Below are 25,718 nucleotides of genomic sequence, written 5' to 3'. Positions count from 1 at the left end.
AATTTTAGAAGGTGAAGGTAGTACGTAGAGTGCCCACGTATTCAGTGTCGTTAGCGTCGTTGTGCTCTGGATTGAAGATTACCAACAAGCCAGGGGTAACTTGAATATTATCGGAAACTTTGAACTTGTAAAGACCCTCTAAGTGATAAGACCGATCGTCGTCTAAGTTAGTATTGGCGGCGACATTTTTTATGCTGCCACCAGTAACTTTGGGTGGTTGACCAAAGATGACACCTAAAACGTTGCCTTTGCCACCAAAATCTCTCAAAGCAAGTGCTCCAGCCCAGTACCAAATATCTGCATCTGTGCCCACATTAGCACCAGCAACAGCATCAGCAGTTGTATAACCTCCCCAACCACTAAGAGCCAACTTAGGGCCAAACTGGAAGGTAGCTTCTACACCGTAGTTATTGGATTCGGTACGAGTGTTAGCCCCAAAGGGATTGTTCGCAAAAGTACTACCTGTACCTTGGAAGAGGCTGTTGGCGATCGCATCACCTTGATAAGTGCGGGCGTAGGTTAGACCAATATTAAAGACTTTGCTAGGTTGGAAAGATAACTGACCAAAGATAGTGTTATCACCATTCAACAATCCATTATTTACGGTAGGGTCATTAGCAGTCCTAGCTAGATAACCACCACTCAAGCTGATCGGGCCGGTAGGATTGAAAGTAACTGTCAAACCTGCGCCACCTTGACCTTGACGATATATGGGGCTGAAACGTCCATAGCGAGAGAGAGCACCTCTAGCAGAGCTAGCAAAGTCAGGGTTGAAGGTATTAACGTTTTCGTAGAACTCACCACCACTAGCATCAACTTTCACACGTACTGCGTCTGTTAAGTTGAAAGCATAGTTGATTTTATCGATTACAACAGAGTTGTTGTTACTACCATCAAACGCCAAACGCGTCATGTTAGTACCGCTCACAGCAGCATTAGAGATGGTGTTGTTAGCATTCAGACGGATTTGCAACTGGTCTTTACCAGTGAAACTGCTGAACAAGTTCAAACGAACCCGGTCACTAAAAGTGGTGTTAGAATCCAAGTCTTGAGTCGGAGTACCACCAGGAACTGCTCTATTGTCACCAAAAACATCAGACACGGCGAAAATTGCTTCTCCAACCAGCTTGGTGGTAGTAGAGAACTGATTAGCTTCCAACTCAGAAGTGCGGGCTTCTAATCCATCGACACGACCGCGCAGAGTTGCTAGTTCAGCAGAAAATTCTTCTTGTAAGCGCTGTAAGGTAGCCAGGTCTTGTTTGCTGACCAAATCGGCAGTAGCTGTAGCAATTAGTTCGTTAACCCGATCTAAACAGGCATTCAAACCTGCGGCAAATTCATAACGGGTCAAAGCACGGTTACCACGATAGGTACTGTTGGGATAACCTGCAATACAGCCGTAGCGCTCAACTAAGGATTGTAAAGCTTGGAATGCCCAATCTGTGGGCTGCACATCCGAAAACTGCGAAACTGATGTTACCTGACTCATGTCGTTAGACTCTTGAGCTTCAGATAACTGGGCAACATTTGTTACCTGTTCGTTGACTTCAGCAGCTACAGCGCTATTGGCAGCGAAAAATGCAGCAGCTAAAACAACTGGACTAACCTTAAAAAGATTCCAGAATCGATTTGTCATATTTTTTACTCTCACTCACACCTACTACTCGAATCACAGTAAAATGCTTAAAACACTTTACTTTCAGGAATATTACACACAAACCACAGTCAGGATTATACCTTTATAGTTTGATAAATACAAGTCATTTAATAAAGTCATTTAATCTAGTGCTGAACTATAATTTTCAATTAATTTATCTGGTAAGCGCAAAATAATGCGGCGTTTGTGACGTAATACTGTTCCTTGTTCCTCCAACTGTTGTAAGAGCCGGGTAACTGTTACTCGTGTGGTATTTAACACTTCAGCAATATCTTGATGAGTAACATTTAAATCGATTAACTTGCCCTTCTCTACATCACGTCCAAATTTTTTACTTAACCAGATTAAAAATTGCCATAAGCGTAGCGAAATTGGTTTTCGATGCACAATGCTTAGTAGATCCTCTGCCTGTTGAATATGAGACAACAAAGCATTAATATTTTGATGCCACAAATGAGGTGGCACAATGCTTACTTCCACGCCTGTGAGGCATTCAATCTGGTAGGGCTTGACTCTAGACAAAGGATAACCAATCAGATCCCCTAATCCCCAATAACCGAGAGTGATGAATGTTCCATCTTCACTCCACGTTAAGGTACGAACTGCACCGCGATCGATCCGCCAAAGTACGTCATTTTGAAGTGGAATTAGTTCTCTACGGGTAAATATCTGCTGGGGTAATTGTCCGCCCAAAGCAGAGTTATTTGACACGACAGAAGAGTTTGAAGTAGGAGTTGTGGAATACATCATTAACCGTAACTACATAATTCTCAGGGAATCTCGCTATTTACAATGATTAAGAAACTCTAATAGTTTGTATCAAAATTTACCTGTGTAGTTAAAAATGTATTCTTCTCAATTAGAGCTAGAGACTAACTCTAATTTCTTATGGAAACAACTTATGCCTTGAGGTATCTATCAGGAAGATAGACCGGAATTTTTCAGTTGTTTATCCGTTACTTTAATTGTGCAAGTTTAAGAATAGGTAAGCTTTTAGTAAAATATTTGGTTAACTTATTTTTAATTATTTAGTATTTTCTTAAGACTAAGTACAGGATTTGATCGAATCGCAGCGAATCAATTTTAAAAAGTCTGCGCTGCTGGAGGGTTTAACTTTCAAAGAAAATCGCCGTGAATCCCATCCCAACAAGGGGGGTGTTCGGGATAGCCACCCGCCTCCAAAGCAATACGCTTGGGTTAAGAAATCTTATCCGTTGAGGCAGGCAGGGGGAGCAGGGGAGGCTGGCGTTGCAGGGGGGAGAAAAAAGTTATCTGAACCGTATTGGACTCCAAAGTCATTAGTCATTAGTACTAATGACTTCGATTTACCCGCGGCAATTCAAGAAAACGATCGCGGCAGCGTGTCGGAAAGACTTGCGATGTTTTCGTAGCCGTGGGATGAGTTAACCCTCAATTCGTCACAGTTTTACGCAAAGCTAGCTGTACTAGTCGTCAGCCTTTGTTTGTAGAGGCAGTGGCTTTAAGCTGTGAACTGATGAACGGTAGTTAAGCTCGTTGACCGGTGACAATATATGCTACCCTTTGACCGATATTAGTGGCATGATCTGCCATGCGTTCCAGACAACGAATTGCCAGTGCCAGCAGTACTATTGGCTCGACTACGCCTGGCACATCGCGTTGTTGGGCTAAAGTCTGATAAACGCGATCGTAGGCATCGTCTACGGTATCATCTAGGTGCTTTAAACGGCGTCCACCAGCTTCATCGAAATCTCCCAAAGCCTTCAAGCTAGTTGCTAGCATCGACTGCGCGTGAAGGGACATAGCTTCAATGTCGGGCATTGACGGATGAGGCGCGTAAGGGAAAATTTTAATTGCAATCTCAGCTAAATCCTCAGCATAATCGCCAATGCGCTCCAAGTCGCGCACCAGCTGCATAAAGGCACTCAAGCAGCGCAAATCTTGAGGCGTAGGCGCTTGCAGCGTCATAATCGCCGTACAGTCTGATTCGATTTGTCTATAAAAGCGATCGATCTTTTTATCTAATCGGGGGAGTTCCTCAGCTGCTGTTAAGTTACGAGCAAATAACGCTTGGTGGCTGAGGCGAAATGATTGTTCTACCAAAGCACCCATGCGTAAGACATCCCGTTCTAAGCGCCTAATGGCACGTGCGAGTTGAGGTCTTTGAGGATTAGGACTGTAATTGACAGCTTTCACACTTGTTGTCTCAAACGTGAAGATATTACTAACTATAGTCTTGGCTTAAAGAGTTTGCCATAACTTCAGAAAATTGGAGTTGCATCCACGCACCACCGGTTTCTGGATGGTTCATAGCTTTGATTGAACCACCGTGGGCGATCAGAATTTGCTCAACGATCGCTAAACCTAAACCATTGCCAACGATCGCGCCTATGGAGTTACCATCTTGTGGGGAATGGGTTCGCGCTTTATCTCCTCGATAAAATCGCTCAAAAACGTGGGGTAAATCTGCCTCAGAAAAGCCGACTCCAGAATCAATAAGATTTATTTCCAGAATTGGGGAAGCAGCATCATTATCCTTGATTGATAAGATTTTCGCTTCAACGTAAATACTTGTACGAGGAGGACTGTACTTAATGCTATTGTCTAGCAAATTAAGAAAAACTTGATAAATACGGGCTTGATCTGCTTTAATCCAAAGATTTTCTGGGCCAGAATAAGAAAGAGACAAATGTTGGCGTTGTGCCAAGGGTTCTAGTGTTTCCCAAACAGATGCAATGAGCGATCGCAATTCTACAGCTTTAGCTTGCAATTGCATGGTTGGGTTTGCTTCCATTTGCGTGAGGTCTAGCCAGCTTTGCACTAAGTTAATCAGCCGATCGACTTCTTGCATTAGGCGGTTAACCCAGCGATTTAAAGGTGGTTCCAAGCGGGTTTGTAAAGTTTCTGCAACCAAGCGAATCGAAGTTAGTGGCGTTCTGAGTTCGTGGGCTAGATCGGAAAAAGAGCGATCGCGTATTTTATTTATATCTAATAGGGGTTGACGATTTTCTAAAAAGACTCCCACTTGTCCATTGGGTAAAGGCAAGCTAGACGCCCGCAAAGCCAGAGATTTTATTGCTGGCATCTCTGCCGCATCATCACAAGATGGATGAAATACCCATTCTCCCGTCTGGGGTTTTTGGCGATCGCGAGTTTGCTCAATTAAATGGTCAAGTTCATAAGACCTCACTAACTCCAGTAACAAGCGTACCTGTTCTGGTTGCCATTGCAGATACAAAATTTCCTGCGCCTGCCGATTGCACCATAGCAGTTGATTTTCCTCATCCACCTGCAAATATCCCACTGGTGCAAAATCTAATAGGTCTTGGTAAGTTTGCAACGACTGCTGCAAATCTTGCCGCTGCTGTTTCACCATCTCTATTTCCTGCCGCAACCCAGGAATCAGCAGCAGTCCCATCTTGTAAGAATGCGAGGTTAACGGCCGGAGTAAGCGCCCCAGGTAGCGCTTAAGTTGAACCTGTTGCCAAATCCAAAACCCAATGCCTACCGCTAAACCCAGAAAAAATCCCAATAAAAGCATTTGAGTTGTTAGTTTTTTGGTGACTACTAAAAACTAACAACTATCCAAACTAATTATCCAAACCTATAGCCAAAACCTCGTACAGTCACAATATATTCAGGATGACTGGGGTCTTGCTCTAATTTTTCGCGTAACCACCGAATGTGAACATCTACAGTTTTACTATCGCCGACGAAATCTGGCCCCCAAACCTGATCGAGCAATTGTTCCCGCGACCATACCCGGCGGGCATAACTCATAAACAGTTCCAGCAGCCGGAACTCTTTGGGGGAAAGATTCACTTCTTGACCGCGAACCAGGACGCGACATTCTTGAGGATTCAAGGTGACATCCTTGAATTTTAATACTGGTAGTTGCGGTAAATTACTTAGGCGTTGGCGGCGGAGTAAAGCGCGACAACGAGCCACTAATTCGCGCATACTAAAAGGTTTGGTCAGGTAGTCATCTGCTCCCACCTCTAACCCCAGAACGCGGTCAGTTTCACTACCCTTAGCACTGAGCATTAAAATTGGTACTGGGTTACCTTGATGACGCAGCAAACGGCATATATCTAGCCCATTAATTTGCGGCAGCATCAAATCAAGAACGATCAGATCGAAGGGGGGTTCCCCGGAATTGGTTTCAAAACTTTTGAGATACTCTATAGCAGACCGCCCATCTGGGGCAGTTATCACCCCGTAACCTTCTTCTTCCAGAGCTACAGCTAGCATTTCCTGGATTAATTCTTCATCTTCTACTACTAGAATACGGCTGGTTTGCCCAATGTCCGTTCTGGCAGAATATTTGGTCGATTCACTGGTATACATTGATATCACAAAAGTCTAGGACTGTGCTTGTATCAATTAGGATGATTGAATCTATTATCCAGCTTTACTGCAACCACACTTCTACTAGGGTTGATTCTTTTAGATTTTCTTTACAAAAAGTAACATATGCCACAGCACCCTCCTAAATCATAAATCACTGTGACGCAATTAGGGTAGGAACTTCCAAATAAAAAAATATCCCATTGCTTTTAGGGCAGGGGGAGGAAAAGTCGTTTTGATTCCAAAAACTGGATAATTTATTTTTTGCAGTTCCCTTACATGAAGGGTTGTCTTGACAAAAGCAGATTAAGTTGGGTATATTTACTTTAGTACAAAAGTACTAACGCGCCAAAGGGAAAACTATACCTGAAAAACAGAAAGACATAAAAGGACATATATGTGGAAAATTCGTACTACCTAAGTGTCCTACGCCGATCTTTCCGTATTTACACTGCGTTAAAAATGTTGATTTAAAAGCTACTCTGATGTCTGCATAGGGTAGTCCTTGGTATGGCTTGCTACCCAATAAATCATTGCCTATTGAAGGGAGTTGAAAGATGACTACAGTTGGAGTCAAGGACAGCAAACAACAACTAATGCAAGCATTTCAACAAATTATTATCCAAAGAAAAAAGCTGGAATCTAAAATAGCAACCAAACAAGAGGAAGCAGAAAAGGCAAAAAGTCAAGAAATTCTGGAAGCAGCTTCTGCATATACGGTTGATAGTATTGTCAAAGGTTTAGCTGATTTACAATTAGAGTTTGGCAGTATTCTCAATGGATTATCTGAAAAACTAGCTCAGGAAAATTCCAAGTTAGATGAATTGAACCGAGCTATAGAAATTGAAAATCAACGCTTACAAGAGCTTCAACAAATCAGAGTTGTAGCGGATACTCTAGATATTTTAAGTCAAGAACACCAAGAAAAATTAAAAACCCTAGAACAAGATACTATCAGCAAAAGGGAAACATTAGAGAAAGAAATTACAATCAGGCGGAAAGAATGGCAAAAAGAGCAAGCTGAGTATGAAGAAAAGCTCCAAGCATATAACGATTTATTAGCCAAAGATCGCCAGAAAGAACAAGAAGAATCTCAGTATAAGTTAGAAACTAGCCGTAAACTCAATACAGACAGCTACGAAGCGATAAAGCGCCAACAACAAAGGGAAATACAAGAAAATTCTCAAAAGAAAGAGAAAGATTGGACAGAACGAGAAAAAATATTCGCTGAACGCCAACCACTCTTTGCAGACTATCAGCAAAAAGTAACTACATTTCCTAATGAACTGGAGGAAGCTGTTAAGAAATCTAGAGAAGAGGCAATTAGAGAAACAACCCAAAAGGCTAAAATTGAGGCTGATTTATTTGATAAAGAGTGGGAAGCTAATAAACAAAGTTATGAACAAAAAATTCAATCTCTGGAAGAAACAATTAAGAAACAGTCTGAGCAAATAGAAGGAATTTCTGCTCAATTGCAAACTGCATTAAAACAAGCGCAAGACTTAGCTATGAGGGCTTTTGGTAGTTCTAATCCTAAATAGTTATGAGTGGGTTGCATCTTAATCATTTTTAATTCCTGAAGAGGAGGTTTGTTGTGGTGGTAAAAAAACCGACTGATAAGAATACTAAAGTAGAAATTCTTCAGGCGTATGAGGAGTTGGCTAAAGAAAAAGCAGCACTGAAATCGCAATTTGAACAAGTTGCCAAAGAAAACCAGCCTGGAACTAAAGAACAGCCTAAATTAGAACAAAAAACAGCTATGAATCAGCTTTCTAGCGTCCAACAGAAGATGAACAATACAATTGAAAGCTTGGCGAACATTCAATTAGGTTTTGGCAGTGCTGCTAATGAATTATCGGAACAGCTAACCACAAAAGCCTCTAAATTAGAAGAAATTAGGCGAACTTTAGAAGAAGAAATCCAACAATTAACACAGCTACACAATTTAGAAATTTCTGATGATATCTTGGATAATCTGATCCAAGCTTATGAAGATAATACTAAAGCTTATCAGGAAGAATATAGTCAGCGTTCTGAAGTGTTATTTCAAGAAATCTTAGAGCAAAAGAATACTTGGGGAAAAGAACAAGAGGAACAGCAACGGGCGATAAAAGAACGGAATGAAAACTTGAATAAAACTCGGCAACGCGATGCGTCAGAGTATAAGTATAATTTAGAACTCCAGCGGCAATTGCAAAGTGACGAATACGAACAAGAGCAGAAAGGACTATATAAGCAACTGGAAGAATTGCTCCAAGGAACAGAGAAACAGTGGGCTGAACGGGAAAAAGCAATTTCTGAGAGAGAGAAACAATTTGAAGAATTAAAAGCAAAGGTAGAGGCTTTTCCGAAAGATAAAGAAGCAGCTATCAAAAAAGCTACAGAAGAAGGCAAAGGCATCGCCCACTACCAAGCTAAAGTAAAATCAGATTTATATTCTAAGGAAGTGGAAGGGCAAAAGCGTTTCTATGAACAAAGACTGCAATCTCTAGAACAAACTATTACTAATCAAGAGACGCGGATTCAAAATCTTTCTAAACAACTTGAATCTGCTCTCAAACAAGTCCAGGATTTGGCAGTTAAAGCTATTGAAGGTACTTCAAATGTTAATTCATATCAAGCAATCAAAGAAATAGCTTTAGAACAGGCAAAGACTCAAGTGAAAAATAAATAAGCTGATTTATTTTTGATGATAATTGTAGAGACTTAGTTTAAGTCTCTACAAGGAAATATAACGCTTTTTATTCAGTTTTCTTTGGTTTTTTGATATCTGAGGGAGGTTGCAGTTTCTTCTTCTTTGTTGCGCTAGCTTGTGTTTGCTTAAATCCTTGATTGGAATTTTGTTCTTGACTAGACATAAATACTATATTTTAAAATATACTACAATCTTATCTACATTACGGATATTGTGGATTACGGAAACATCGGGCATAAACTTTAAGTTTAAATAAAAAAGTTAGTAGATAATGTTACCCCTGTAGGAACCTTTACTTTTAACGAAATAAATATAAATCTTAATATAGCGGTTATTAGTTGAGTGAGGTACAAGAACCCCCTCCCCGCAAGGGAGGAGCTTGCTCTGATGTACCTCAATATATAAGATAGCGATCGCTCTTGAGGGAGCTAATCTGGGATTGAACGCTTCACTCTAGGCGCTTTCGCTGGTTAGTGCGATCGCCTTTCATCTATGAAGCGCGATGGCGTACACGCCCTTTCCGGTGGCGATCGCAGTAGGGATATTTATCCGATTGTTAAATCTGGTTCTTCACAGAAGTTAAATAGGGCTGATTCAGTTTCTGATTCATCTTCAAATACAGCAGAGATGTACCATTCACAGGGCGAATCATTTGTATATTCAGCCCAAACAATTGTTGATGTTTCACCCGATGGAATCCCTGACTCATTCAAGGTAAATGAAGCCCACTCTTCATCATCGACAGATACCCACAATTCTGTAATTGTCTGTTCGGTTTGATTGGTAACAGTAAACGTGAATTGGTCTGACATAAATAGCCTTTTTGCCATAAATATTGTCAGTCACCGATTATACATTCACTTTTTTAACCTGTTGTCAGCTTAACTGCTAGAAAGTCTGCTCAGACTATATTCAGAGCATTTTTTTAGGCTTTAAAACTGCGATTTCTTGATGTTTAAATTGTAACAAATAAGCCATATATGGATACATTTATTGATAAAGGTGAAAGCCTTCTTTGCCAAAGTTCAGCAGGGAGCATCTCACCTTTGCAAATATACTTGGCGATTAGAAATCGCGGCTACACAAACCAAGTCCGCCTGCGCGGACTCAAGAAATTGGAAACCCACGGAGGTGGGTTTTGTCTGTATAGCCGTGAATTCTATTCGCCAGGGCTAGATATATTTTTACGAAAGTGAGATGCTCCCGTTCAGCATATGGGTCTGCACTTCTTTAAATCAGAGTAGTACTCATTAAGACACTGGAATCTCAATGACAAATTCTGTTCCTTCGCCAAGCACAGAATTGCAACTTAACCGCCCATCATGGGTTTCCTCAACAATTTGACGAGCGATCGCTAATCCTAATCCCGTTCCTTTCCCAACCTCTTTAGTTGTAAACAGGTGGTCAAAAATCCGTGCTCTAAACTCCTCTGGTATTCCCTCACCGTTATCTCTGATGCGAATTACTACCGTGCGTTGGTCGCTGGATAATTTGGTGTGAATCAGTATTTGCTGGCGATCGGCTTCCACTTGGGCAAAAGAACGATTCTCAATGGATGTATCTAAGGCATCAATTGCATTAGCAAGGATGTTCATAAATACTTGATTTAGCTGTCCTAAAAAGCACTTGACCGGTGGCAAGTTTCCATATTCGGTGATAACTTTGATAGCTGGACGTTTTTCGTTAGCTTTGAGGCGATACTTCAAAATCAACAGCGTACTCTCAATCCCTTCATGGAGATTACAAGCAACTTTATCGGCTGTATCAGCTCTGGAGAAGGTGCGAAGGCTGGTACTAATGTCTTCAATCCGTTCTGAAGCTACCTTCATCGAGCCTAATAGCTTTGGTAAATCCTCAGTCAGGAATTCTAGGTCAATTTCTTCGCCATGCTCAATGACTGCGATCGCAGGAGTGGGATGATGTTGTTCATAGTGTTTGATATGGGCGAGTAAGTCTTGAATATACTCTTTGGCATTGTTGAGGCTGCCTTTAAGAAATCCAATGGGATTATTAATTTCATGTGCCACCCCTGCAACCAAATTGCCCAAGGTTGCCATTTTTTCATTTTGCACCATTTGTAATTGGGCTTGTTGGAAATTTTGCAGCGCTTGTTCTAAATCCTGAGATTTGTGGCGTAAATCAGCTTCAGATTCTTGTAGTGCAGCTTCAGCAAGTTTGCGTTCGCTGATATCTATGATTACGCCATCCCATATAATCGAGCCATCGGCTTGTCGCTCTGGTTGGGATGCACCTTGAAGCCATCTTACGGTTCCAGAAGGTGTGATAATTCGCCACTGGTGTCGAAATGGTGTGATGTTTTCAGCAGAGTAGATTATCGCCTGCTGAATGCTGGCAAAATCATCTGGATGTTCCAGAGAACGAACACTTTGCGTTCCTGTCATTATTTCCTCTGCTGTCACCTCATAAAGGTTGTAGCAGCCAGAACTTACGTAGGGCATTGAAGCTGAACCGTCAGCATTTAAACATAGTTGGTAAATTGCCCCAGGAATATTATCAGCGAGTTTCTGAAAGCGGGCTTCACTGGCACAAAGTTGAGCTAGGGATTGCTCTAGTTGTTGGGCATAATTTTGAGATTCTTGATAAAGACGGGCATTTTCTAGAGAGATGGCAGCTTGGGTGCATAGCAGTTGGATAACTTCGGTGCGATCGCTCGTAAATGCACCAATTGTCAACGGATTTTCTAGATATAGCAGCCCAATGAGTTTACCGTGATTTAACATCGGCGTACACAACACACTCTTAGGTCGTTGCTGCATGAAATATGAGTCGGCGATAAAATCAGTTTGTGCTGTTGCATCATCCAGCACAACAGTTTTTAAGCTGCGTTTCACAGAGTTTACCAGTGTAATGGGAATGCCTTCGCTGGTTGACAATGGTACAGATACCAAAGTGACTCCTTCATTGATAGTGGCTATAGCCTCAATCACTAAGTTGTCCTGTTGGAGTACAAGCAGGGCAGCTTTTTGTGCCCCAGCATTTTCCATCACCACTTGCAAGAGGGTAGTAAGTAATTGCTCTAATTGAATTTCACTAGAAAGAGCTTGTGAGGCTTTAAAAATGGCGTCAAAATCGAAGGCTTTAGAAAGACTGCTGCTAGAAAGATGTGTGTGGATGGTTTGATGTGGGAATGATGATGCATCGACGGTTGAACTCAGTTGAAAGCGATTAAGTTGCCCTTGTAAGATGGGGGATAGGAGTTGGGGATAGCGTTTTTCTAGGTTGTCAGTTTTGGCTTGAGCGCCCCAACGGGCATAGCAGTAATAAGCTTCTTGCATGTAAGCTTGGGCGATTTTTTCTTTGCCCCAGTCGAGGTAGAACTTGGCAGCTAGCTCATTGCTCAAGGCTTCTTCTTGGATGTATTCGTTTTCTTTCGCTAGAGTTATGGCGCGATCGTACAGTTCCATTGCTGCCATTTTTTCGCCCAGAACTCTATGGCGTTCTGCTTCCACCAAATCAAATTTGTGCTGGAAATTCATCGGTGCAAATTTGGCTCGAAACTGCAATTTTTCCTGGTTTTCACCAACCTTTAAGAGTAATTGCTCCTGTTGAGATGGTTCAGCAGTTGGATAGACAGCCAGTCGGGATAAAGAATCGTAGTAGTAGAAGACAGGCACAGATAGCATTCCTGTGCCACCGTTGAGGTATTGCTCTCCCTGATTTGCATTTTCAACCGCCGCCGAAAAATTCTCAAACAAATAACTGAGTGTTAACTTGTTTAGGAAAAATATATGGAGTGTTAATTCGTCGTTTTGTTTAATGAGCGCAGATAGAAGTTGTTCTTCTTGACAATATTCACCAATGAGGCACTCTGGATTATTGCTATATTCGGTTAGATTTTTAATGCTTTGACAGACGATGCTAGACCAATTTAATAAGCGCTGATTTTTGGCAAAATTAGACTCGTAGGCTTTAATATCTGCCAGCAGGATTTCCAAAACTTCTGTGCCACTTAAATAAACATAGAATAACTTGAAAATCATCGATGCAAGCACATGAAAAAAATCGCCTGTCTCTAATCCAATATTATGGGATTCTTGTAATAAACTAATTGAGGTGCGAACATGTTGTTTATTACATTGATTCAATGCAGCAACCTTAAATATAGTCATGCTTTGAACAGATTTTGCTTGAAATCTATCCACAAGCATTAAACCTAGCTTGCCAAATTCGTAGCCTGAATCTAGTTGGTTACAAGTATTAAGTACAATTCCAAAATCTGCATACCCTGGTGCAGATAGTGGTGCATTGCCGTATTTAAGAGATAAATTCACCTGTTCGCAGGCAATAATTGGTAACAGATAGGAAGAAGTTTGGTGGATGGCGGGAGCAATGCTAGCCATAATCCGCAAAGCAACCAAAGCTTTGGTATCATTCATCAATGGCAAATCAACTAAACCCTCAATACTTCTGCCTGCCAATGTGGAGAGTGTGTTTACTACATATTGCTGAATGTCTGGAGGTGTTACTGATTTAGGTAATGTCACCCCAAGTTGAGCGAGAAGTTCACACCCAGTTGCGATCGCTTCTAATGGTTGACCCCGCACCTGATAAGCTTGGAGTAGAACTTCATAAACTTTCACTCTATCCAGTAAGGTCGTTGTTTCTTGGATGACAACCTGGATAAGAGACTCCATTTGCTCAAATTCATTGTTGAGAAAGGCAGCTTCGGCGGCTTCTTCGTATAAATTTAAAGTCAGTTCGTAGGCGATTTCCCAACTATTAATCGTCAACAATTGCATTCCATAATTGAGGTAATGAATTGCTGCACCATAAGCAGTTGCTTCTTTCGCTTTTCGACCAGCATTCAAATTCAACTGAGCTAATTGTTGACGTTCAGCCGGCTGGGTGATTAGCGCTATTCCACAATTTAACTGACTGACAATCTCAAAAATTCGCTCCTCTTGCTGAGACTCAGATGTATTGTGCAAGAGTAATTGACCAATTTTAAGATGGGTAAATTGTTTTTGCTCATCTGGAATTAGAGAGTAAGCCGCTTGCTGCACGCGATCGTGTAAAAATTTGTAGGTGGGGATTTGGAAATTGAAATTGAAGGGTTTTGAGTCAGAATCATACCCACTATCTTGAAAGAATTTATAAACTTCACTAGTAGGTAAAACTAACCCTTCCTGTAAAGCTTTCCATAAAGATGCTGCCGTTTCGGTTTCTGATTGTTCAGAAACAATTGCTAAAGTTAGCAAATCAAACTGGTTGCCAATACATGCAGCTAATTTCAACACATTTTGCGTTTCTGCTGGCAACTTCTGCAACTGTCGCGCTACGAACTCTACGACATCATTAGTGAGCGCAAGTGCCTTCACAGCAGCAATATCGCATTGCCAGTAACGTTGAGCAAAATTAAAAGTAATCAATCCATCTTCATACAATGCTTTGAGAAATTGCGTAGTAAAAAATGGATTTCCTTGAGTTTTTTGATAGACGAGTCGCGTTAGAGGTTGGGCAATTTTACCCGAACAACTCAAGGTTTCAACCACCAATTGATTTAAGCTGGCTTTAGTTAACGGAGTTAAAGTAATGGTGTTAATTGTGGCATTGGCTTTGCGAATATCCGTTAAAGTCAACATCAACGGATGTGCGGTAGAGACTTCATTATCTCGATAAGCTCCAATTAAAAGTAAAGATCCACTTCCTGACTCGCTCATCAGCAACTGCATCAATTTGAGCGATGCAGAATCGGCCCATTGCAAATCATCGAGGAAAATTACTAATGGATGTTCTTTTGTCGTGAATACCTGAATGAACTTTTGGAAGAGTAAATTAAAGCGATTTTGTGCTGCACTTGAAGAAAGTTCCGTTGCAGGTGGTTGTTGACCAATAATTTGTTCTAGTTCGGGAATTACCTCAAGAATGACTTGCCCTTGATCGCCCAGCACTTGTAAAATTTTATTTTTCCAAGTTGACAATTGGACATCACTTTCACTCAGCAATTGTCCCATTAAATCTCGAAACGCCTGGACAAAAGCTGAGAAGGGTATATTACGATTAAATTGGTCAAATTTGCCTTTAATGAAGTAGCCCCTTTGTCGGACAATGGGTTTGTGAATCTCGTTGACCAAAGCAGTTTTACCAATCCCAGAAAAACCAGCCACCAGCATTAGTTCTGTCTGATTGTTGGTAACGCGGTCAAAGGCTTTTAGCAGAGTTTCAACTTCATGCTCGCGACCATAGAGTTTTTCTGGGATAATGAAGCGATCGCACACATCCCGTTGAGCAATTGAGAAACTTGCAATTACTCCCGTTTCTTTTAGCTCGTGTAAACAATTTTCTAAATCATATTTCAGCCCAAATGCACTCTGATAGCGGTCTTCGGCATTTTTCGCCATCAGTTTCATCACGATGTCACACAGAACTTGAGGAATCTCTTTCCTATTCCCTAAAAGTGGTGGAAGTTTGGCAATATGACAATGTACCAATTCCATCGGATCTTGCGATTTAAATGGTAATTCCCCTGTTAGTAATTCGTAAAAAGTTACACCCAGTGAATAAAAATCAGTCCGGTAATCAATTCCCCGATTCATCCGTCCAGTTTGCTCTGGAGACAAATAGCCAAGTGTCCCTTCTAACACATTAGGACTCATCAGGGTTTGAGTTTCTCGTGGTAACAGAGATGCAATACTAAAGTCAATTAACTTAACTTCTTTAGTTTCTGGATTAATTAAAATATTGGCGGGTTTAATATCTTTGTGAATGATGCGATTACGAATTATAATATCTAATGTATTGCACAGTGCGATCGCTACTTGTAAAAACTCAATCAGAGCTTGTGCTGTTCCCCCTATCCCCCGATTCTCTCCTCTCCCTTGCCACTGGTTGAGAGAAATTCCCCCAAAGTCTTCCATTACTAACGCATAGCCATTCTGAAAGGATTCCAGGCTGTATGTTTGAATGATTCCAGGTAGATTCAGATTTTTGGCGATGGCGAACTGGTTGCGAAACTGTACCAATTCGCTAAAGCTGGGATAAGCAGTTTTCATCAGCTTAATCACCACAGATTTTTGGTCAGTCTCTCGAACGGCACGATAAACTAAGGTTCGAGAACCGTTGTAGAGTTCTTTGCTAACGTGATATCCGGGAATGCTGACCATACTGCTTAATTTTTGAGACCTTACTATCTAGGTTTCCCAAAAACATCGTAATATTTACACCTAAGTAGCCAGAAAATGGTTTACAAATTAGCTCTTTGATATCGGCAAGAGGACTTTTCAACATCCTCTAACTGCCAGTCGATTTACATAGACTTGTTGATAGATATTTACTAAAAAAATAGCCGGACTGGTTAAGAGAGTCACCACTGTACTCGGAGTCTCAAGTACAGTGGTGGGGTGTTTCACAAAAGACAGAAAATGTCAAGCAAAAGTAGAAAAACCTAGATTCGGTGGAATATCCTGAATCCGCCCAGGCCCGATCGCTCGTAATGCTTCTTTGAGTAAAATATCCCCAGTATACAAGGCACGTCCGACAATCACACCAGTCACGCCTTGAGGTTCTAATGCCAACAAACTCAACAAATCGGTAAGAGAACTTACCCCGCCAGAAGCAATTATCGGGATGGAAATTGCCGCAGCAAGTTCTCGCAAAGCTTCTAAATTGGGGCCTGTAAGTGTACCGTCCCGGTGAATATCTGTGTAAATGATGGCGGCTGCACCCAATTCTTGCATTTGTACAGCCAGTTGGGTTGCTAAAACTTCCGAGGTTTCTAACCAACCGCGAGTTGCTACGCGGCCGTTACGCGCATCAATACCGATGATAATCTGTTCGGGAAATTCTTGGCAGAGTTCTTGCACTAGCTGGGGTTGTTCTACGGCGATGGTGCCGAGAATCGCCCACTGTATGCCTAGATTGAATAATTGTTGCACGCTGGTGCGATCGCGCAATCCTCCACCAATTTCAATGGGCACTGACACCGCATGAGCGATCGCTTCAATTGCCCCCAAGTTTACTACTTTACCTGCTTTGGCACCATCTAAATCAACTAGATGCAATCTGGTAGCACCTTCATCTACCCACTTTTTGGCAACATCAGCAGGATTTTCGCTAAAAACTTGCGAGCGATCGTAGTCTCCCTGATACAGTCGCACACAGCGACCTTCTAGTAAATCAATTGCTGGAATTACATCCATTTAACTCTTCCTCATAACTCAATGCAATCAAAACCCTAGCTATCGCTGGGGTTCCTATTTTTCATTTTTCATTTTTAATTGCCTTACAGCTTGCCCAAAACCCAGCACAAGCAAAATATTAGAAAGCGTCAAAAATAGTTCTGCACCACCGTGCAACCAATCCACATCTGCCAAAGACTTGCCATAATGCAATACAGCATAAATTCCGGCTGGGATGGTGATGGCAACAAAGACGAGAGTGCCATAAAATCCATACAGCGCTAAACGCGGCATTTGCGGACTGCGGCTGATAAACCACAAGAAACCCAAATAGGGAAACAGTGAAAGTGCAAACAGGGTTTCTTTAGAAATCATTGCTCTGATTTAATAGGGTTTGGTTCAACAGTGTTAACAGATTTGGTAGAACGCCAAATCAAATACGCCGCTGCCCAAAGCGTAAAATTACCAACTAAGGTCATGGTAGCTTGAAGCGTTACCAGCCATTCTAGAGATTCGGCGTTGTCGAAATAATGCCAGGTACAAGCACACATGGCGCTGACTAAAGCTGGTAACATGGCAAGGGATAATCCCCACCAATTGCGATTACCAGTAAGTTCGCCATAAGTCCAAATTAACCAAATAGCGACAATCCACTCAATAACGCTAGAAATATGAATAATCCAGGTAGGAATCGAAAGGGTATGCATAAGAGAGTTAGGAGTTGGGAGAGACGCGATTAATCGCGTCTGTACAAGAATTGGGAGAGAGGCGATTAATCGCCTCTGTACAGGAGTCTTTTTTATTTTCCTCTGTTACGAAGTTTGAAAAGAGAAATTGTGAATGAGTCTAATATCTGTATTAACGACAGATATTCTGTATAAAAAAAGTTGTTAATCTAAAATCCAAAATGGTCAAAATGCGGGCGTTATTGTCTGGATATTACGGTAAAGGTAATGGTGGTGACGAAGCTTTATTGGCAACGCTTTTGCAAATGTTACCATCTCACGTTACGCCTGTGGTGCTTTCGGGTAATCCAGAGGAAACGCGCGATCGCTACAATGTAGAAACCTGCGATCGCATGGCTCCCTTACCTGTACTGCAAGCTTTACGCTCAAGTGATGCCTTGATTTGGGGCGGCGGGAGTCTCATTCAAGATGTTACCAGTACCATTAGCCCATTTTATTATGGGGGACTGATGGCATTGGCGCAGAAAATGGGTTTGAAAACTGTTGCTTGGGCGCAGGGTATTGGCCCCTTAGTGCGTCCGCAAACTCGTTGGTTGGCAAAGCAAACCTTTGGTAATTGTACCAAAATTAGTGTCCGCGATCGCGCCAGTGCGGCTTTATTATCTGATTGGCAAATTCCTTGTATTATAGCTCCTGACCCGGTTTGGGCGTTGGAATCGAAACCAGTACCGGGACTTTGGGATTTACCTGCGCCGAGAGTTGCGGTAACGTTGCGATCGCATCCCCAACTTACGGAAATACGTCTAGCAAATTTAACCCGTGCTTTAGTTGACTTTCAAAAAGCCACGCAGGCTTTTATTTTATTGCTACCATTTCAAAAAAGTGAAGATTTAAGTATTGCCGAAGCCATTCAACCACACCTTAAAGATGTCAGCAAGATTTTATGTCTGGAAGATCCGCAACTTTTAAAAGGTGTGTTTCGCGGCGTGGAGATGGCTATTGGAATGCGTCTGCACAGCTTGATTATGGCTGCATCTGTTGGTTGTCGCTGCTTTGCTCTCAGTTATGACCCCAAAGTAAATCGCCTCATGGAAGACTTGGAAATGCCTGGTTGGGATTTAGCGAGTTTACCCGATGACCCCAATTTGATTGGTTTGGCTTGGATGGAGCATTATGCTAATGGCGATCCGTTATCACCAGACCAAATACAATCTTTAGTAGATAGGGCATTAATGCACCGCGAGTTATTGAGCCAAGCTTTATGTAATAAAGAGTAAAAAGTCAATTTATTTCAATTTGTTGAAGTAATTGTCAAAACTTTATAAATTGATGAGGTTTATACTGACATTTCGTCTAGAATCGCTCATTTAAACGATAGTATTTACAAAATCCATAAATAAATACTGAGATTATTCCGATGATTAGCTTTGGCTTTTGGAACCTAATTATATTAATTTCAGTTGCATTAGTTCTCAAAAATAATTGGCGATTAGATGATGAAAAGACAGCCTGGAAAAATTCTTTATTCTTAAAATCTTCTGCGATTCAACAGTCGATCCAATTTTTTCGTCAACCAATTGTTAATTTTCTCGTCCAAGCAGGTGTTGTATTAGTCGTTACAAGATTTATTTGCTATACAGGTTGGCTAGTTTATTTCTTAAATCAACCAAATCCACCTTTATGGGATTTTAAGTGGTTTTATGTGGCAAGTAAATTGGCTCATCAGCATTTGAGTCCTTTTAATGTCGAGATTTTTAACCAAAGTTTCTGTACTCTAACTAAGGTGTGTGGATTTATTCCACCGTTTGTCTATCCACCGAATATTATTCCTCTCATCTGGTTTCTCGGTTATTTTTCGATCGATACTGCATTTACAATCTGGACTGTAATGCATATATTAGCAATCGGTTTGGCTTTATGGGGAGCGAATATCCTGTTGGAGTCGAAGTCGCCAGCTTTGAGGACTATTTGCACAATCTCGGTTGCCTTAATTTATGGCTTAGTTCACGATCTTCATGTTGGTAATCTTGCCACTTTTGTTGCAGTTCTGCTCTTATGGATGTTTATCTTGGCTAAAAAAGATCGGGATATTCTCGCAGGAGTTTGCTTGGGGCTTGCGGTTTGTAAACCAACATTAGCTGCATTATTCGTTCTGTACTTTCTACTTAAAAGACGGTTTACTCTAGTTTTTGTATCTGTTGTTACAGTAACTTCTCTAGGCTTTTTAGGTCTAGCCTTGACGGGCAATACTTTGACACAATTCTTACCAGATGCATCTCGTGGATTTTCGCTCTGGCTCAACGATCCATCAGTGAGTCCCTATATTTCGATTACTCGGCTCGATTTGGTGGTTGTGGGCCCGAGATTATTTCCTAATAACCCATTTTTTGCCAAGCTTTTATCAGACTTAATTATTTTGCTACTCCTTGGTTTGGTGGGTTGGTATTGGTATCTACAACAATCTCTCACAGGCTGGTCAAAAAAAATATACTTGGCAGAAATGGTACTATTTTCTTGCTTGAGTATTGCCATCAACTATTCACAGCAAACTAGTTCTGTAATGTTAGTACCTGCTGTTGTTTTTTTGCTAAATGATTTGCTGTATCAGATTAGGCATTGTAAATTCTCTAGGAAAAGAATCTCTATTTGGTTAGCAGGAGTTTGCTGTTTAGCAGTCCAAACAGCGGTTATTCATGGCTGGCTCATCGGCTCTCTAGCTAACCGCTGGAACGTAAAAGCAGGGGAATTGCCCTACTTTATGAAAGTAACTATCTTCGCCCTACCGAGCTATGCCATTTTAGGAATCACCTTGAGTATTTTAGTCTTAGCAATTAGTTCGTTGCGTCAAAAACAGGTGATGAAATTTGAACCTTTGAATCGGGTGTGAAATTAGAACATTAAGTAAACACTTGGGGAATACAGGATACTCTAGAAGCAGATTAAAGAATTTTCCAAAACATACAGATTATGGTAAATCTGAATCTTGCCAATTCTGCCAGCAATCAACCTATGGGTGCAGTTCGCGTCAAAATCAAGCTCACTAATGCCATTGATGAAGCGCTTGTCAGCCGAGGAATGCTAAATCCAAATATGCTGCGGGTGTATGAAACAGAAGCATTAGTGGACACAGGGGCAGTACGTACTGTGTTACCCATGTCTATTGTCCAGCAACTTGGTTTGAGAATTCGAGGACAGCAGATTGCTCAATACGCCAATGGTAGTGAAGAATCTATAGGAGTAACTGAACCCGTAATTATTGAATTGGCAGGACGGGAAACTACCGAAGCAACATTGGTTACAGGTGATATAGTTTTGATTGGACAAACGGTGCTTGAGACGCTGGATTTACTGGTGGACTGTAGAAATCAGCGACTTATTCCGAATCCTGAACATCCTAACTATCCTGTGATGAGAATATAGGCTAAGAACTTATCATCAGAGAAAATCCAATCTTTGGTGGATGGTATTTTACTGCACTGCGAGTTGTTGAGTGAAGCTTTAAGTTAAGTTTTTGTCAGTCATGAGTCTCAGCTTTTGGCTAATGCGAGTATCACCTGACCTAATCTCGATAAACCATATCAATGAAGAGAGTACTTTAGAAATTGGTACTAGTACAGAAATAATTTCTGTAATTTATGAACTTTATCCTGACGTTGAATTCCATGATGGTTATTATTACTTTCCAGGATGCACTAGAGAAAATCCTAGTGATTCTTCTATATGGAAAGTCTGTTTATATGATGAACCCGTAAAGTTGATTTATCTCTCGCCCCATGTTGGCAAGTGCGATTTGAGAATTATTCAGGATCTCTGTCATCAGTTAAAATGCCGTATTTTTGATCCACAACATGGCGAATTTATATATTGAATCCAAGCTGATAAAGCGATCGCTCTATCAGCCAAAACACATTTGAATGCTAGTGACTTATTTTACCGCTAACAATTCCTGACCATTGAACCTTTTTCTCTTTCTCCCGACGGTAAGAAAAGAAATGTTCTGGAGTTTGGAAAGTACAATAAGGTGCGATCGCAATTTGTTCTGCACTAATTCCCATATTTTCCAGTTGTAAGGTATTCACCCGCCGCACATCCAGCCTTACCTTTCCGGGATTAGGATCTTCCAGCAAAGGTGAATTTGGTAATTCATGCAATGCTTGAACAATTTGTTCTTCGTCATCATGTGGTACAATACTAGCCCCGATTTCGGCAGCCACTTCGAGCGAGACTTGGTAAACTTCACCAGCGATCGCCGGGCCCATCGCAATTCTCAAATCATCGAGTTGACTGCCTTGAGATTGTAGTCGAGCGATCGCTATGGGGACAATCTTCTTGGCAGTTCCCCGCCAGCCTGCGTGTAATGCTGCCACTCGTCCAGTTTCTACATCCCCAATCAGCACGGGTGTACAATCTGCACTAGCTACCCAAAGAGCTTGTAGAGGCTGTTCGCTAACTAAACCATCTGCCGATGCAAAATCTTCCCCAGCAGAGCTTAAGAAGCTCTCAACTTCTTGGGGAGTGAGAACAGTATTGCCATGAACCTGCTTTAAGCGATAGACTGATGCCTCTGGTTGCAATACTTCTGCGATAACTTGTGGCGATCGCGGCCAAAACTGCTGGGTAAAGAAGCCGTGATGCCAACGTTCCAGAATACTACAAGTTAGATAAGGCAGTCCTTCCCAATTGTGCCAGTGCCAAGTGTGCATCTTGAACCAAACCTAAACAGAAATCACTCATCAGCCAATCAATGCTAACTTGAACAACGGAATTTGGGTTAACTGCTGTGGGATTTAATCTGCAAAACTTGGAAGCAGCCTTGAAAGCAGGGCGCGAATACACATATTTACCATTTTCCCTCCACTTTTTTGAAAGCGTTTCCTCAACCAACCAAACCGTCTGGAACTTGCTCAACCAAGGAGCTATTTCCGGAACAGTAGTAATCGCAACTCAACAATCTGCTGGGCGGGGACAATGGGGACGCCAGTGGATTTCTCCCATTGGCGGATTATATGTTTCCGTGGCGATTTCTTTCGACCAAAAAATAGAGGCTACTGATAGCTACCAGCTAACTTTCGCTACCGCTTGGGGAATTGCGTCTCAATTGCGTCAGTGCGGTGTAGATGTTGGGATAAAATGGCCCAATGATTTAGTTTTAAATGGTCGCAAACTAGGCGGCATATTGACAGAAACCAAGATAAACAAAGGACAAATCACTCAAGCAGTAATTGGTGTTGGTATTAACTGGACAAACCCAGTACCCGAAACTGGAATCAATCTGGAATCATGGCAAGCTTCCCAAGATTTCAGACCAATTTCTTGTCTAGAAATGCTCACCTCTAGAGTCTTGCTAGGAATAGAATCCGGTATGGAGTGCCTTTTTCAAGAAGGAGTAAGCATAGTCTTGTCTCGCTATCTAGACTTGCTTACAAACATGGGCGAACAGGTTTATGTCAATAATCTTTCAGGTACAGTAGTTGGAGTGACTCCTCAAGGAAATTTACGAGTTGATTTAGAAACACATGATACAAAGGAACTAATTACACCGGAAATTTATATTGAACCCGGTACAATCAGTTTGGGGTACCATAAATCTTCCGTTTAAATTTGGGTTTGTTCAAAATTTCGCTCTTTGGGCAAGACAAACCACTAGCATCATCTCTTTAGGCTAATTACACACAACTGAGAGAACAAATGACGCAGCGCAATAATTCTGCCCCTCATCGTTTGCATTACTTATGGCAGCAAGGTCTGACGAAAAAACGTTTTGCCTCGACTCTACCAGCTCAGAGCCTCTGTTGGCTGAGTAGCGTCAGCCTCCTTAGCGGGGGCTTCGTGTTTGCCCAAACGGAAACACAAATAGACAACATCGTTCCCACAGTTGAAAGTTCCCAGCCAACAGCAGTTACAAATCCAGTTAAAAAACTGACTGTTACGCCCGAAGCCGCTCAAGCCCAACCGGAATTTTCCCAACGGCGAGCCAGACTCAGAAAGAGACTAAGCAAACCAGAGGTTGCTCAATCAAAAGAGCCAATTAGGCAGTCTACACGAAAAATCGAAGCTGCCCAACCTGTTGTGATTATTAGACAGTCAAAGCCCAAAGTAGAAACCTCCCAGGTTACTCCTGCACGGGTGAGACAGGAAAAACCCAATACTCGTACCCGCTCATTACCTGAAAAACTTCCAGAAGTTGCTCAACCATCAAATAACTCCAACAGCCCTGTCAGTGCAACGGCGGGGAAAACCAAGGATTATAATAACGCCTATATCGATCCTAATAGTTATGACAATGGTGCTACAGGTACTTATCAAGCACCAAATTCTGTAATTCTTACAGAACGCTCCAGTGGTTGTCGAGCCACTTTGCCGTCAGGGCAAAGCGTATTAGGCGGCGTTTGCGCCAAAGTACCCCAAAGGAGTGTCGCTGATTCTAATGGTAAAGCAGCACCCAATTGGCTCAGAAGAAGTCAAAACGCCCAATTAGCAGTAGTTCCACCCGTGCGGCAGATTGCAGCATCTACTGGTAACACCAGTAGATGGCGTCCTGCTCAAACTAGTTCTAGCGGTGTCACCAAGAGCGCATTTCGCCCGAATCGATTTATCCCGACTCCCAGCGAGTTCAGCCCCACTACAGTAAGCGCAACTCCCATCGCACCGAGTGGCGGGACTTTACCTCCACCAATGGCAGATGGCAACATTGCACCCCGTCCTAGCAACGTAGCTTACGACTTCTCACTGGCATCAGTATTGCCGCAAATCCCCTACACGGGGAGAGTCGCCTATAGCGGTACGGGAATGATGTATCCCTTGTCTATTCCCGCTCCTATTACTTCTTTGTTTGGTTGGCGAGTTCATCCAATCACAGGTAATCAGCGCTTCCATGCTGGTACAGACTTGGGTGCGCCTACGGGAACACCAGTTTTGGCAGCTGCTGCTGGTCAAGTGGAAACTGCTAACTGGTTGGGCGGTTATGGTTTAACCGTTACCGTGAATCACAAATCGGCTGAACAAACTCTCTACGGTCACATGTCAGAAATCTTTGTTCAACCCGGTCAGTGGGTACAACCTGGAACTGTCATCGGGCGAGTTGGCAGCACTGGCAACTCCACAGGCCCTCACCTACACTTTGAAGTCCGTCACCTGACACCGAACGGGTGGGTTGCTACTGACCCAGGCGTGGAATTACAAAGTGCCCTCAGCCAATTAGTGCGAGGCTTGCAAACCGCCCAGGTTAGTCAAGAACCAGGCAGCTAGAAGAAGCTGAGGGGCAGGGGGAGCAGGGGGAGCAGGGGAGGCAGGGGGAGCAGGGAAAGAATAACTAATGCTCCATACCCCATTTTTAATACCCTATTCAACACTCTCTACTCCCCATTCCTAAATTACAAATACCCGTGTTCTGCTAAGAATGCGGGTGTAATGTCATCTATACTATTATCATGAGGGGTTGTCGTGTGTGGATTGCCATAAAGGAATTTTTCCACGTATTTGCCGAGAATATCCCCTTCTAGATTCACCGAACTGCCAGGAACCAAATAGCGAAGATTTGTCTCGGCATAGGTGAGGGGAATGACCGCCACCTTGAATTGGGAGACTTCTGGCTCATATGCAGCAACTGTGAGACTGATGCCATTGACAGCTATGCTACCTTTGGGGACAATGTACCGTGCGATCGCCTCGGATGCAATAAAGGTCATTTCCCAAGAACTAGCAGTTTGTTCTGCCACTAGCAATCGACCGATGCCGTCTACATGACCCATCACAAAATGACCGCCAACTTTGCTGCCCACCTTTAGCGACGCTTCTAAATTGACATATCTCTGTTGCGTTTGCTCACCTCCCAGAGTCGTGCGGCGTAGAGTTTCCGGTGAAGCAGTGGCAATAAACCCGTCTTTTAAAACTTTTTCCACTGTCAGGCAAACACCATCTACAGCAACACTGTCACCATATGCCAAATCTTGCATAATTACTTCACCTGACTGGCTTACACAAGTAATTTGCCAAGAATCGCCCCCTAAGGGTTCCATCGTTCCTAATGCTTGGGTTAATCCTGTAAACACGGCTTTTTTGTCAAACTAACTCTATTTATTACCTAATTTTGGCTGAAATCAATTGGTAATTGTCACAGAAATCTCGAACATCCAAGTATATTTTCTGACTTTTTTTCGTATAGGGATATTAACACATTAGCATCCTTCACAAGGCATACTTGGGTAAGAAGGTTA

At 42.2% G+C, this 25,718-nt stretch carries 22 protein-coding genes; 10 read left to right on the top strand and 12 right to left on the bottom strand.

The window, feature by feature from the left end; genetic code table 11:
* Positions 1-4 precede the first annotated feature (4 nt).
* Together V7L01_RS22640 and V7L01_RS22635 are read right to left on the bottom strand one after the other, a co-directional pair.
* Positions 5-1,636 (bottom strand): iron uptake porin, encoded by a 1,632-nt coding sequence (locus tag V7L01_RS22640; protein WP_335038676.1) that lies wholly within the window; start codon positions 1,634-1,636, stop codon positions 5-7.
* Positions 1,637-1,777: 141 nt separating this feature from the next.
* A complete protein-coding gene (locus tag V7L01_RS22635; RefSeq protein WP_335038674.1) occupies positions 1,778-2,407 on the bottom strand; it encodes a Crp/Fnr family transcriptional regulator in 630 nt (209 codons plus the stop codon).
* Positions 2,408-2,715: 308 nt separating this feature from the next.
* Here V7L01_RS22635 and V7L01_RS22630 point away from each other — a divergent pair, with 308 nt between their 5' ends.
* Complete coding sequence (locus V7L01_RS22630) at positions 2,716-3,048, top strand: hypothetical protein (RefSeq protein WP_335038672.1); 333 nt, start codon at positions 2,716-2,718, stop codon at positions 3,046-3,048.
* A gap of 115 nt (positions 3,049-3,163) precedes the next feature.
* On the opposite strand, the gene phoU is transcribed toward V7L01_RS22630, so the two are convergent.
* From phoU to V7L01_RS22615, 3 genes are read right to left on the bottom strand one after another with little or no spacing between them, the layout of a single operon-like run.
* A complete protein-coding gene (gene phoU / locus V7L01_RS22625) occupies positions 3,164-3,832 on the bottom strand; it encodes a phosphate signaling complex protein PhoU (RefSeq protein WP_335038670.1) in 669 nt (222 codons plus the stop codon).
* Positions 3,833-3,860: 28 nt separating this feature from the next.
* Positions 3,861-5,177 (bottom strand): sensor histidine kinase, encoded by a 1,317-nt coding sequence (locus tag V7L01_RS22620; protein ID WP_335038668.1) that lies wholly within the window; start codon positions 5,175-5,177, stop codon positions 3,861-3,863.
* Positions 5,178-5,230: 53 nt separating this feature from the next.
* A complete protein-coding gene (locus V7L01_RS22615; protein ID WP_335038666.1) occupies positions 5,231-5,983 on the bottom strand; it encodes a response regulator transcription factor in 753 nt (250 codons plus the stop codon).
* A gap of 557 nt (positions 5,984-6,540) precedes the next feature.
* On the opposite strand from V7L01_RS22615, the gene V7L01_RS22610 reads away from it, so the two are divergent.
* A complete protein-coding gene (locus tag V7L01_RS22610) occupies positions 6,541-7,524 on the top strand; it encodes a hypothetical protein (protein WP_335038664.1) in 984 nt (327 codons plus the stop codon).
* 53 nt (positions 7,525-7,577) lie between these two features.
* Positions 7,578-8,657: a hypothetical protein gene (locus tag V7L01_RS22605; protein ID WP_335038662.1), complete on the top strand. Its 1,080-nt coding sequence runs from the start codon at positions 7,578-7,580 to the stop codon at positions 8,655-8,657.
* Between the two features lie 566 nt (positions 8,658-9,223).
* Here the strand turns inward: V7L01_RS22605 and V7L01_RS22600 are convergent.
* Positions 9,224-9,490, bottom strand: a complete 267-nt coding sequence (locus V7L01_RS22600; RefSeq protein WP_335038660.1) for a hypothetical protein — start codon at positions 9,488-9,490, stop codon at positions 9,224-9,226.
* A 168-nt stretch (positions 9,491-9,658) separates the two neighbouring features.
* Here V7L01_RS22600 and V7L01_RS22595 point away from each other — a divergent pair, with 168 nt between their 5' ends.
* Complete coding sequence (locus V7L01_RS22595; RefSeq protein ID WP_335038659.1) at positions 9,659-9,874, top strand: hypothetical protein; 216 nt, start codon at positions 9,659-9,661, stop codon at positions 9,872-9,874.
* A gap of 54 nt (positions 9,875-9,928) precedes the next feature.
* Here the strand turns inward: V7L01_RS22595 and V7L01_RS22590 are convergent, their stop codons facing one another.
* The 4 genes from V7L01_RS22590 to V7L01_RS22575 all read right to left on the bottom strand — a co-directional run bounded on the left by V7L01_RS22590 (position 9,929) and on the right by V7L01_RS22575 (position 17,523).
* The gene (locus tag V7L01_RS22590; protein WP_335038657.1) at positions 9,929-15,802 is read right to left on the bottom strand and encodes an ATP-binding sensor histidine kinase; all 5,874 of its coding nucleotides are present in this window, start codon (positions 15,800-15,802) and stop codon (positions 9,929-9,931) included.
* A gap of 261 nt (positions 15,803-16,063) precedes the next feature.
* Positions 16,064-16,837, bottom strand: coding sequence for a 1-(5-phosphoribosyl)-5-[(5-phosphoribosylamino)methylideneamino]imidazole-4-carboxamide isomerase (gene hisA, locus V7L01_RS22585; RefSeq protein WP_335038655.1), 774 nt, complete (start codon positions 16,835-16,837; stop codon positions 16,064-16,066).
* A gap of 54 nt (positions 16,838-16,891) precedes the next feature.
* The gene (locus V7L01_RS22580) at positions 16,892-17,191 is read right to left on the bottom strand and encodes a DUF3593 domain-containing protein (RefSeq protein ID WP_335038653.1); all 300 of its coding nucleotides are present in this window, start codon (positions 17,189-17,191) and stop codon (positions 16,892-16,894) included.
* Positions 17,188-17,523 carry a DUF2499 domain-containing protein gene (locus V7L01_RS22575; protein WP_335038651.1) on the bottom strand — a complete coding sequence of 112 codons (336 nt, stop codon included), beginning with the start codon at positions 17,521-17,523 and terminating at the stop codon, positions 17,188-17,190. Before V7L01_RS22575 ends, V7L01_RS22580 begins: the two co-directional genes overlap by 4 nt.
* Positions 17,524-17,732: 209 nt before the next feature.
* Here V7L01_RS22575 and csaB point away from each other — a divergent pair, with 209 nt between their 5' ends.
* The 4 genes from csaB (at position 17,733) to V7L01_RS22555 (ending at position 21,370) form a co-directional block, all read left to right on the top strand.
* The gene (gene csaB / locus V7L01_RS22570; RefSeq protein WP_335038881.1) at positions 17,733-18,779 is read left to right on the top strand and encodes a polysaccharide pyruvyl transferase CsaB; all 1,047 of its coding nucleotides are present in this window, start codon (positions 17,733-17,735) and stop codon (positions 18,777-18,779) included.
* Between the two features lie 140 nt (positions 18,780-18,919).
* Positions 18,920-20,389, top strand: coding sequence for a glycosyltransferase family 87 protein (locus V7L01_RS22565; RefSeq protein WP_335038649.1), 1,470 nt, complete (start codon positions 18,920-18,922; stop codon positions 20,387-20,389).
* Between the two features lie 80 nt (positions 20,390-20,469).
* Positions 20,470-20,922 carry a retroviral-like aspartic protease family protein gene (locus V7L01_RS22560; protein ID WP_335038647.1) on the top strand — a complete coding sequence of 151 codons (453 nt, stop codon included), beginning with the start codon at positions 20,470-20,472 and terminating at the stop codon, positions 20,920-20,922.
* 100 nt (positions 20,923-21,022) lie between these two features.
* Positions 21,023-21,370: a hypothetical protein gene (locus V7L01_RS22555; protein WP_335038645.1), complete on the top strand. Its 348-nt coding sequence runs from the start codon at positions 21,023-21,025 to the stop codon at positions 21,368-21,370.
* A gap of 49 nt (positions 21,371-21,419) precedes the next feature.
* On the opposite strand, the gene pgeF is transcribed toward V7L01_RS22555, so the two are convergent.
* On the bottom strand, positions 21,420-22,205 hold the full coding sequence (gene pgeF / locus V7L01_RS22550; RefSeq protein WP_335038643.1) for a peptidoglycan editing factor PgeF: 786 nt from the start codon (positions 22,203-22,205) through the stop codon (positions 21,420-21,422).
* 77 nt (positions 22,206-22,282) lie between these two features.
* Between pgeF and V7L01_RS22545 the strand changes: the two genes are divergently transcribed.
* Complete coding sequence (locus V7L01_RS22545; RefSeq protein WP_335038641.1) at positions 22,283-23,101, top strand: biotin--[acetyl-CoA-carboxylase] ligase; 819 nt, start codon at positions 22,283-22,285, stop codon at positions 23,099-23,101.
* A gap of 89 nt (positions 23,102-23,190) precedes the next feature.
* Positions 23,191-24,750, top strand: a complete 1,560-nt coding sequence (locus tag V7L01_RS22540; protein WP_335038639.1) for a peptidoglycan DD-metalloendopeptidase family protein — start codon at positions 23,191-23,193, stop codon at positions 24,748-24,750.
* A 125-nt stretch (positions 24,751-24,875) separates the two neighbouring features.
* On the opposite strand, the gene V7L01_RS22535 is transcribed toward V7L01_RS22540, so the two are convergent.
* On the bottom strand, positions 24,876-25,553 hold the full coding sequence (locus V7L01_RS22535) for a riboflavin synthase (protein ID WP_335038637.1): 678 nt from the start codon (positions 25,551-25,553) through the stop codon (positions 24,876-24,878).
* Positions 25,554-25,718 lie beyond the last annotated feature (165 nt).

This window comes from Nostoc sp., from assembly GCF_036917095.1.
Taxonomy (GTDB): Bacteria; Cyanobacteriota; Cyanobacteriia; order Cyanobacteriales; family Nostocaceae; genus Nostoc.
Note: the sequence above shows the minus strand (reverse complement) of the source record. Positions and strands in the feature narration are given on the sequence as shown.